This window comes from Streptosporangium sp. NPDC003464 (assembly GCF_053588315.1).
This window is the reverse complement of record NZ_JBSFPS010000111.1, coordinates 20,038-29,784: the sequence shown is the minus strand read 5'-3', so window position 1 is coordinate 29,784 and position 9,747 is coordinate 20,038. Positions and strand designations below refer to the sequence as shown.

The following is a 9,747-nucleotide window of genomic DNA, read 5'->3' as shown; positions in this document are numbered from 1 at the left end:
CTCGCAGGCCTGCCCGATCACGATCGGCCCGGAGCCGATCACCATGACCGACTGGATGTCCGTGCGCTTAGGCATCCTTGTTCCCCTCCGTTTCGGCGCCCGGCTCCCGGTCCGCGGCCTGTCCTGTGGCGGCTCCCGCCGTGGTCACGCCCGGCCCGTCGCCCGCTCCGGCCACCGTGCCCGCCCGTCCCCTCGCCGCTTCCATCAGCGCGCAGAACTGGTCGAACAGGCCGGCGGAGTCGTGCGGGCCGGCCGCGGCCTCGGGGTGGTACTGGACGCTGAAGGCGGGGCGGTCGAGCAGCCGCAGTCCCTCGACGCAGTCGTCGTTGAGGTTGACGTGGCTGACCTCCGCCGGGCCGTACGGCGTCTCGAAGCGCCCCTCCAGGGGGGCCTGCACGGCGAAGCCGTGGTTGTGCGCGGAGATCTCCACCTTGCCGGTGCGCCGGTCCTGGACCGGCTGGTTGACCCCGCGGTGGCCGTAGCGCAGCTTGTAGGTGCCCAGGCCCAGGGCCCGGCCGAAGAGCTGGTTGCCGAAGCAGATGCCGAAGAACGGCGTGCCGGCCTCGAGGACGCCGCGCAGCGCCTCGACCGGCCCGTCGGCGGTGGCGGGGTCGCCGGGGCCGTTGGAGAAGAAGACCCCGTCCGGGTCGAGGGCGAGGATGTCGGCGGCGGTGCTGTCGGCCGGCAGGACGTGCACCTCGCAGCCCCGCTCGGCCATCCGGTGCGGGGTCATGGCCTTGATGCCGAGGTCGACGGCCGCCACGGTGAAGCGCTTGGCGCCGACCGCCGGCACGATGTACGGCTGCGCGGTGGAGACCTCGCCGGCCAGGTCGGCGCCCTCCATCTCGGGGCTGCGCCGGACGCGCTCCAGCAGCTCCTCCACCGGGGCGAGGGCCGCGCCGGAGAAGACCCCGGCGCGCATCGCGCCACGCTCACGCAGATGGCGGGTGAGGGCGCGGGTGCCGGCGATGGCGATGCCGACGACGCCCTGCTCCTTGAGGTAGTCGTCGAGGGAGCGGTTGGCGCGCCAGTTGGAGGACACGCGCGCGGGCTCGCGGACCACGTAGCCGGAGACCCAGACCCGCGAGGACTCGGGGTCCTCGTCGTTGACCCCGGTGTTGCCGATGTGCGGCGCGGTCATCGCGACGATCTGGCGGTGGTAGGAGGGGTCGGTGAGCGTCTCCTGGTAGCCGGTCATCCCGGTGTTGAAGACCATCTCGCCGAAGGTCTCGCCCTCGGCGCCGTAGGGGACCCCGTGGAAGACACGGCCGTCTTCCAGAACTAGCACTGCGGTCACTCAAACACCCCGATCATCTCGGTCATTGCTCCGCAAAAGAAAGTATGAAATGTCCGGCGCTTTGAGGAGGGCGCCTCCACGATGTGGGACACCCGCCGGGCATGCCCGGCGGGCGGGGGTCCTCACGCGAGCTTCCCGTCCAGGACGGTGGGCCTGCCGCGCAGGAAGGTGGCCACGACACGGCCGGGGAGGGCCCTGCCCTCGTACGGCGTGTTGCGGCTCTTGGAGGCGTAGCCGGCCGGGTCGACCTCGGCGCGGACGGCCGGGTCGTAGAGGGTGATGTTGGCCGGGGCGCCGGCCTCGATCGGCTGCCCGTGGCCCTGGAGCCGGCCGATCCTGGCCGGGGCGTGGGACATGCGCTCGGCGACGCCGGCCCAGTCGAGCAGCCCGGTCTCCACCATCGCCTCCTGGACCACCGACAGCGCCGTCTCCAGGCCGATCATGCCCATGGCCGCGGCGGCCCACTCGGTCTCCTTGTCCTCGACCGGGTGCGGGGCGTGGTCGGTGGCGACGCAGTCGATCGTGCCGTCGGCCAGGGCCTCGCGCAGCGCCTGCACGTCCGCGCGGGTGCGCAGCGGCGGGTTGACCTTGTAGATCGGGTTGTAGGAGCCCACCGGGGAGTCCTCGACGAGGTCGTCGGTCAGGAGCAGGTGGTGCGGGGTCACCTCGGCGGTGACGTTCCAGCCCTTCGACTTGGCCCAGCGGACGATCTCCACGGAGCCCGCGGTGGACAGGTGGCAGACGTGCAGGCGGGAGCCGACGTGCGCGGCGAGGAGGCAGTCGCGGGCGATGATCGCCTCCTCGGCGACCGCGGGCCAGCCGGTCAGGCCGAGCCTGCCGGAGACCGCGCCCTCGTTCATCTGCGCGTCCTTGGTCAGGCGCGGCTCCTGGGCGTGCTGGGCGACCACGCCGTCGAAGGCCTTGACGTACTCCAGCGCGCGGCGCATGAGCACCGCGTCGGAGACGCACTTGCCGTCGTCGGAGAAGACGCGGACCCGCGCGGCGGAGTCGGCCATCGCGCCGAGCTCGGCCAGCCGCTCGCCCTGCAGGCCGACGGTGACGGCGCCGACCGGCCGCACGTCGCAGTGGCCGGCCTCCTGGCCCAGGCGCCAGACCTGCTCGACGACACCGGCGGTGTCGGCGACCGGGTCGGTGTTGGCCATGGCGTGCACCGCGGTGTAGCCGCCCAGGGCGGCGGCCCGGGTGCCGGTCTCGACGGTCTCGGCGTCCTCGCGGCCGGGCTCGCGCAGGTGGGTGTGGAGGTCGACCAGGCCGGGCAGGGCGATGAGGCCCCGGGCGTCGACCGTCTCGTCGCCGCTCAGCCCCTGGCCGACCTCCGCCACGACGCCGTCGCGGATCAGGATGTCGGCCGGCTCGCCGCCGAGGATCTTCGCGCCCTTGATGACGATGGTGGTCACTGGATCTCTCCCCCGAGGTCGGCGCCGCCAAGCAGCAGGTAAAGAACGGCCATGCGAGTGGTCACGCCGTTGGCGACCTGCTCGACGATCGTCGAGCGCGGAGAGTCGGCCACCTCGGCCGCGATCTCCATTCCCCGGTTCATCGGGCCGGGGTGCATCACGATGGCGTCGTCGTGCATCTTGGCGACGCGGTCGCGGTCGAGGCCGTAGCGGCGGCTGTATTCGCGCTCGGTGGGGAAGAAGGCGGCGTTCATCCGCTCGCGCTGCACGCGCAGCATCATCACCACGTCCGACTTGGGCAGCACGGCGTCGAGGTCGTAGGAGACCTCGCACGGCCAGGAGTCCACGGTCACCGGGAGCAGGGTGGGCGGGGCGACCAGGGTCACCTCGGCGCCGAGCGTGTTCAGCAGCAGCACGTTGGAGCGGGCCACCCGGCTGTGCAGCACGTCGCCGACGATGGTGACCTTCCTGCCCTCCAGCGGGCCCAGGCGGCGGCGCATGGTGAAGGCGTCGAGCAGGGCCTGGGTGGGGTGCTCGTGGGTGCCGTCACCGGCGTTGACGACGCTGCCGCGCACCCAGCCGGCCAGGCGGTGCGGCGCGCCGGAGGCGCCGTGCCGGATGACGACGGCGTCGGCGCCCATCGCCTCCAGGGTGAGCGCGGTGTCCTTGAGCGACTCGCCCTTGGAGACGCTGGAGCCCTTGGCGGAGAAGTTGATGACGTCGGCCGACAGGCGCTTGGCCGCGGCCTCGAAGGAGATCCTGGTCCGGGTGGAGTCCTCGAAGAAGAGGTTGACCACGGTACGGCCGCGCAGGGTCGGCAGCTTCTTGATGGACCGCTCGGAGATCTTCGCCAGCTCGTCGGCGGTGTCGAGGATGAGCAGGGCGTCGTCACGGCTCAGGTCGGCCGCCGAGATCAGGTGCCGCTTCACTTGTCGTCCTCCTTCAGCAGCAGGACCGCGTCGCGGCCGTCGTTCTCCTCCAGGTAGACCTTGACGATCTCGGACTTGGAGGTCGGGAGGTTCTTGCCCACGTAGTCGGCGCGGATGGGCAGCTCGCGGTGGCCCCGGTCCACCAGGGCGGCGAGCTGGACGGCCTGCGGGCGGCCCAGGTCGTTGAGCGCGTCGAGCGCGGAGCGGACGGTGCGGCCGGAGTAGAGGACGTCGTCGACGAGGACGACGATCCTGCCGTCTATGCCGTCGGCCGGCAGCTCGGTGCGGCCCAGCGCGCGGGCCGGGCGCAGGCGGAGGTCGTCGCGGTACATCGTCACGTCGAGGGATCCGACGGGCACCGAGCGGCCCTCGAACTGCTTGATGCAGGCGGCCAGGCGCCGGGCCAGGTGGACGCCCCGCGTGGGGATCCCGAGCAGGACGATGTCCTCGGCACCCTTGGTGCGCTCGAGGATCTCGTGGGAGATGCGGATCAGCGCGCGGTTGATGTCGGGTCCTTCGAGGACCGCGCGTGCGCTGCCATGGGCATGCGAAATGGCGTCAGCCAAAAGAAACACCACCTTTCCCGCCTCACGGGACGGGTCTTAAAGGAAGTCAGCGACCTCACGTTAGCAGCCGTGCGGCGATGACTCGGAATCGCGCCCCCTTGATCTCCTAACGGGGGCAAACGTTGACATAAGCCTACATAAGACTTCCAGAGGCACACACGGATCATTAATTGGCAAACTCTCACTCCCCCGGCCGTGCCGCGGACCACCGGGGGCAGGGCCCATCGTGACGGCATCCCGGCCGGCCGCAGATCCCGGGGAGGCAGCATGGGCGCCGAGCTCCGCGCGATCCGCGCGCGCATCCGCTCCATCACGTCGACGGCCAAGATCACTCGGGCCCAGGAGCTCATCGCCTCCTCCCGGATCCCCAAGGCCCGCCAGCGCCTCGACTCCGCCAGGCCGTACGCCATGGAGATCACCAGGGCGGCCTCCATCCTCGTCAGCCACGACATCCATCTGGACCACGCGCTGCTCAACCGCAGGCCCGACACCTCGCGCGTGGCGGTGCTGCTGATGAGCAGCGACCGGGGCTTCTGCGGCGGCTTCAACAACAACGTGCTGCGCCAGGGGGACGCGCTGGCGGCGCTCCTGAGCGGGCAGGGCAAGGAGCCGGTGTTCTACCTCGCGGGCCGCAAGGCGGTGGACTTCTACCGCTTCCGGCACCGGCGCAGCGAGCGGGACTGGGTCGGGCTGTCGGACCATCCCTCCTACGAGGTCGCCGCCGAGATCGGCCAGACGCTGGTGGAGGCCTTCGACAGGCCCACCCGGGACGGCGGGGTGGGCGAGGTGCACGTCGTGTTCACCGAGTTCGTCTCCATGCTGACCCAGCAGACCCGGGTGCGCCGGATCCTGCCCCTGGAGCTGGAGGAGATGGAGATCGGCGGCGGCGCCGAGGGCTCGGTCCCCGGGCCCCTGCCGCCGTACGAGTTCGAGCCGGCCGCGGGGTCCGTGCTCGACCCGCTGCTGAGGCAGTACGTCCGGGGCCGGATCTGGAGCATGCTGCTGGAGTCCAGCGCCGCCGAGCACGCCGCCCGCCGGCAGGCGATGATGTCGGCCACCGAGAACGCCCACGAGCTGATCGGCGCGCTCACCCGCCGGGCCAACTCCGCGCGCCAGGCCGAGATCACCACCGAGCTCACCGAGATCGTGAGCGGCGCGGAGGCGCTGTCGCGGCCGGACGGCGCGGAGTAGCCCGGGGCCCGGCCGGAGGGCCAGGGCCAGGGCACGGGGGTGAAGATCTACCTCACCGGCTTGGCAAAACCGGACAAAATGCCATTAAAATCCTTCGCGTCATCGTCAGCCACCGGGGGATCGAGAACATGGGCCTGTCCACTCGCGAGAAGCGCACCCTCGACGGAATCGCCGACCGGCTCTACGCGGAGGATCCGGACCTGGCGGAGTCCCTGTCGTCCTTCGCCACCGGACTGATCACCGCGGAGGCCCTGCCGGCCCGCCGCCGCCCGTTCTCCGGCGTCCTGCTCCCCGTCGTCCTGCTGGCCGCGCTCATGGCGATCATGGCCGTGGTGCTCCCCCCGATCTCGGGCACCGGCGCCGACCCGGGTCCCACCTCCACCGCGCTGACCCGCGGCTGAGGCTGACCCGCAGCCGAGGAGGGCGCGCGCCTCGGTAGCCCCCGGAGCGGATCCCCTCACGGAACGTGTCCGGGCCCGCCGGGGCGGGGCGCCGTCCGCCCTGATGGCACGCGTTTCATCCCCTCCCCCCCTGGGGACCTCATTGGGTATTGCCACTAAATGTGACGATACGGAGGATATGTGCCGGGGGGCGCGAAATGGGGGAATCTTCTGGCGAGCGTCCGCGAGGACGGACCACCGCCGAGGAGGGAGTGCTCCGTGACGAGGCGGCCGAGGCGATAGCGGCCGAACACGGCAGACTCGGTCTCCCCGCGGCGACCTCACTCGTCGTCGGCAACATCGTGGGCACGGGGGTGTTCCTGCTGCCCGCCTCCCTCGCCGCCTACGGCACCGTCAGCATCCTGTCGATGGCCCTGGTGTCGATCGGCGCCGTCGCGCTCGCCGTCGTGTTCGGCAGGCTCGGCGCGCGGGTGCCCGCGGGAGGCGGGCCGTACGCCTACGCCAAGGACGCCTTCGGCGAGTTCCCGGGCTTCTGGACCGCCTGGTCGTTCTGGCTGACCGCCTGGATCGGCAACGCCGCGATCGCCGTCGTCTGGGTCAACTACGCCAACTACTTCCTGCACTGGGACTCCCACGCCGCCCAGATCGCGCTGGCGCTGGTCGCCCTGTGGATCCCGGCGCTGATCAACCTGAGCGGCGTGCGGAACATCGGCGCGTTCACCCTGATCACCACGGTGCTGAAATTCATCCCCCTGATCTTCGTCTCCGTGGTCGGCCTGTTCTTCGTCCGGGGCGCCAACTTCGGCCCGCTCAACGCCACCACCGGCAACTGGGTCGGCGCCCTGTCCACCGCGGGCGCGCTCGCGCTGTTCATCTACTCCGGCGTCGAGAGCGTCACCATCGTGGCCGAGAAGATCAAGGACCCGGCCCGCAACATCGGCAGGGCCAGCGTCTACGGCGTGCTGATCTGCGCCGCGATGTACATGCTCAGCACCGTCGCCATCTTCGGCACCGTCCCGCACGACGCGCTGGTCGACTCCCCCGCCCCGTTCGCCGACGCGATCAACAACATGTTCGGCGGCAGCGTCGGGGGCGGCGTCATGGCGGCCTGCGCGGTGATCTCCGGCATCGGCGCGATCAACGGCTGGACCATGCTCGTGGCCGAGATGCCGATGGCCGCGGCCAGGGACGGCCTGTTCCCGCGGGCGTTCGCCTGGGAGAACCGCCGCGGCGCCCCGTGGGTGGGCATCGTCCTGGGCACCGCGCTGACCTCGCTGGTGGCGGTCTACAACTACTTCGGCACCACCGAGGGCTTCAACAAGATCCTGCTGATCGCGACCTTCACCACGGTCATCCCCTACTTCTTCTCCGCGTGCGCCCAGCTGTTCTGGCTGGTCACCGGGGCCAGGAAGACCAGCGGAGCGCGCCTGGGCCGCGACCTGGCCATCACCACCGTGGCGATCCTGTTCGCCTTCTGGATGACGTACGGCGCCGGCATGGAAGCGGTCTTCACCGGCTTCCTGATGCTGCTCGTGGGCATCCCGATCTACATCTGGACCAAGGCGAAACGCGGCGAATACGGCCCCAGGAGCGGGACCCGGACGGCGCCGTCCGGACAGCCCCGCTGACAACGACGGACGGCGAAGGAGACGAGAGATGACCTTTCATGTCGGCTCCGAGGTGGGCAGGCTCCGCCAGGTCCTGCTGCACAAGCCCGAACTGGCGCTCAAGCGCCTCACCCCCACCAACAAGGACGACTTCCTCTTCGACGACGTGCTGTGGGTGCAACGCGCGGTGGAGGAGCACGAGCAGTTCCAGCAGGTGCTGCGCGGGCGCGGCGTCACCGTCCACATGCTGGACGACCTGCTGCGCGAGACGATCGACATCCCCGACGCCCGCAAGCACATCCTGGACAGCGTCGTCGACGAGCGCTACTTCGGGCCGATGGCCGTCGACGCCCTCCGCAACGCCTTCGACGCGATGGACGCCGCGACGCTCCAGCTGTACCTCACCGGGGGCATCACCAAACGCGAGCTGCTGGAGCGGGGCACCGACCCCAAGAGCCTGGCCTTCCACACCTTGGAGTACGACGACTTCATCCTGCCGCCGCTGCCCAACCACATGTTCACCCGCGACACCTCGTGCTGGATCTACGACGGCGTCTCCATCAACGCCATGAAGAAGAAGGCCCGCCAGCACGAGACCGTGAACTACGAGGCCGTCTACCGCTACCACCCGATGTTCGCCGCCGGCTACGACAGGCCCGGGCCGGACGGCTACAACGTCTGGATGCCCGGCCTGGCGGCGGCGCCGGCCACCATCGAGGGCGGCGACGTGCTCGTCATCGGCCGCGACGCGGTGCTCGTCGGGATGAGCGAGCGCACCCAGCCCCAGGCGGTGGAGATGCTCGCGCGGAGCCTGTTCGCCCGGGGGTCGGCCAAGAAGATCGTCGCGCTGAACATGCCGAAGGCCCGGGCGTTCATGCATCTGGACACCGTGATGACGAACGTGGACGTCGGCGTGTTCACCAAATACGCCGGCCTGGGCATGCTGCCCTCCTACACCGTCGAGCCCGGCGACACCGAGAAGGAACTCAAGATCACCGATCACCCCGCCGAGGACATGCACAAGGCCATCGCCCGCGCCCTCGACCTGGACGACATCAAGGTCCTCACCCCCACCCAGGACGTCTACGCCGCCGAGCGGGAGCAGTGGGACGACGGCTGCAACGTCCTGGCCGTCGAACCCGGCGTCGTCGTCGCCTACGAGCGCAACACCACCACCAACAACTACCTGCGCGACAACGGCATCGAAGTGATCACCACCGCGGGCAGCGAGCTCGGCCGGGGCCGGGGCGGCCCGCGCTGCATGAGCTGCCCGCTCGAACGCGACGGCATCTGACCCGCTTCATCGTCACGGGGACACGAGGGGGGACACCGGTGGCATTCAACCTGCGCGACCGCAGCTTCCTGAAGGAGCTCGACTTCACACCCGACGAGTTCAGGTTCCTGATCAGGCTGTCGGCCGACCTCAAGGCCGCCAAGTACGCCGGGACCGAGATCCCGAGGCTCACCGGCAAGAACATCGCGCTGATCTTCGAGAAGACCTCCACCCGCACCCGGTGCGCCTTCGAGGTCGGCGCCCACGACCAGGGCGCCCACGTCACCTACCTCGACCCGAGCGGCTCCCAGATGGGCCACAAGGAGTCGGTGAAGGACACCGCGCGGGTCCTGGGCCGGATGTTCGACGGCATCGAGTACCGCGGGAGCAGGCAGGCGTACGTCGAGGAGCTCGCGGCCTACTCGGGCGTGCCCGTCTGGAACGGCCTCACCGACGAATGGCACCCCACGCAGATGCTCGCCGACATGCTCACCATGCAGGAGCACAGCGACAAGCCCCTGCACGACGTCTCCTACGCCTACCTCGGCGACGCCCGCAACAACATGGGCCACTCGCTGCTGGTCACCGGCGCGATGCTCGGCATGGACGTGCGGACGGTGGCGCCCAGGGAGCTCTGGCCGGACGAGGAGAGCGTCGTCAGACCGGCCAGGGACCTCGCCGCGCGGACCGGCGCCACGGTCACCGTCACCGACGACGTGGCCAAGGGCGTCAAGGACGTGGACTTCCTCTACACCGACGTGTGGGTGTCCATGGGCGAGCCCAAGGAAGTGTGGGACGAGCGCATCGAGCTGCTCATGCCGTACCAGGTCAACGCGGAGACGGTGAAGGCCACCGGGAACCCGGGGGTGAGGTTCATGCACTGCCTGCCGGCCTTCCACAACCGGGAGACCAGGGTCGGCGAGGACCTGTTCGAGAAGACCGGCCACGAGGCGCTGGAGGTCACCGAGGAGGTCTTCGAGTCACCGCGCTCGATCGTCTTCGACCAGGCCGAGAACCGGCTCCACACCATCAAGGCCATCATGGTGGCCACCCTGGGGGATTGAC

9 protein-coding genes are annotated in these 9,747 nt (G+C 70.3%); 5 read left to right on the top strand and 4 right to left on the bottom strand.

What is annotated here, in order from left to right; genetic code table 11:
• Nucleotides 1-67: 67 nt before the first annotated feature.
• The 4 genes from carA to pyrR form a co-directional block, all read right to left on the bottom strand.
• Nucleotides 68-1,297 (bottom strand): glutamine-hydrolyzing carbamoyl-phosphate synthase small subunit, encoded by a 1,230-nt coding sequence (carA, locus tag ACWDS7_RS24190; RefSeq protein ID WP_306857690.1) that lies wholly within the window; start codon nucleotides 1,295-1,297, stop codon nucleotides 68-70.
• 122 nt (nucleotides 1,298-1,419) lie between these two features.
• Complete coding sequence (locus tag ACWDS7_RS24185; RefSeq protein ID WP_306857689.1) at nucleotides 1,420-2,715, bottom strand: dihydroorotase; 1,296 nt, start codon at nucleotides 2,713-2,715, stop codon at nucleotides 1,420-1,422.
• Complete coding sequence (locus ACWDS7_RS24180) at nucleotides 2,712-3,644, bottom strand: aspartate carbamoyltransferase catalytic subunit (RefSeq protein ID WP_306857688.1); 933 nt, start codon at nucleotides 3,642-3,644, stop codon at nucleotides 2,712-2,714. The genes ACWDS7_RS24185 and ACWDS7_RS24180 overlap by 4 nt, the downstream gene beginning before the upstream one ends.
• Entirely contained in the window at nucleotides 3,641-4,210 is a 570-nt protein-coding gene (pyrR, locus tag ACWDS7_RS24175; RefSeq protein ID WP_306857687.1) for a bifunctional pyr operon transcriptional regulator/uracil phosphoribosyltransferase PyrR, read from the bottom strand. Before pyrR ends, ACWDS7_RS24180 begins: the two co-directional genes overlap by 4 nt.
• Nucleotides 4,211-4,477: 267 nt before the next feature.
• Between pyrR and ACWDS7_RS24170 the strand changes: the two genes are divergently transcribed.
• The 5 genes from ACWDS7_RS24170 to argF all read left to right on the top strand — a co-directional run bounded on the left by ACWDS7_RS24170 (nucleotide 4,478) and on the right by argF (nucleotide 9,746).
• Nucleotides 4,478-5,401 carry a F0F1 ATP synthase subunit gamma gene (locus tag ACWDS7_RS24170; protein ID WP_451931113.1) on the top strand — a complete coding sequence of 308 codons (924 nt, stop codon included), beginning with the start codon at nucleotides 4,478-4,480 and terminating at the stop codon, nucleotides 5,399-5,401.
• 128 nt (nucleotides 5,402-5,529) lie between these two features.
• Nucleotides 5,530-5,802: a DUF3040 domain-containing protein gene (locus ACWDS7_RS24165; protein WP_306857685.1), complete on the top strand. Its 273-nt coding sequence runs from the start codon at nucleotides 5,530-5,532 to the stop codon at nucleotides 5,800-5,802.
• A gap of 197 nt (nucleotides 5,803-5,999) precedes the next feature.
• The gene (locus ACWDS7_RS24160; protein WP_451931112.1) at nucleotides 6,000-7,430 is read left to right on the top strand and encodes an amino acid permease; all 1,431 of its coding nucleotides are present in this window, start codon (nucleotides 6,000-6,002) and stop codon (nucleotides 7,428-7,430) included.
• A gap of 28 nt (nucleotides 7,431-7,458) precedes the next feature.
• Nucleotides 7,459-8,703, top strand: coding sequence for an arginine deiminase (locus ACWDS7_RS24155; protein WP_306857683.1), 1,245 nt, complete (start codon nucleotides 7,459-7,461; stop codon nucleotides 8,701-8,703).
• Between the two features lie 38 nt (nucleotides 8,704-8,741).
• Complete coding sequence (argF, locus tag ACWDS7_RS24150; RefSeq protein WP_306857682.1) at nucleotides 8,742-9,746, top strand: ornithine carbamoyltransferase; 1,005 nt, start codon at nucleotides 8,742-8,744, stop codon at nucleotides 9,744-9,746.
• Nucleotide 9,747: the final 1 nt, after the last annotated feature.

Coding starts and splice junctions, on each gene's coding strand:
- ACWDS7_RS24170 (WP_451931113.1), top strand. CDS start 4,478: ATGGGCGCCGAGCTCCGCGCGATCCGCGCGCGCATCCGCTCCATCACG.
- ACWDS7_RS24155 (WP_306857683.1), top strand. CDS start 7,459: ATGACCTTTCATGTCGGCTCCGAGGTGGGCAGGCTCCGCCAGGTCCTG.
- ACWDS7_RS24165 (WP_306857685.1), top strand. CDS start 5,530: ATGGGCCTGTCCACTCGCGAGAAGCGCACCCTCGACGGAATCGCCGAC.
- ACWDS7_RS24160 (WP_451931112.1), top strand. CDS start 6,000: ATGGGGGAATCTTCTGGCGAGCGTCCGCGAGGACGGACCACCGCCGAG.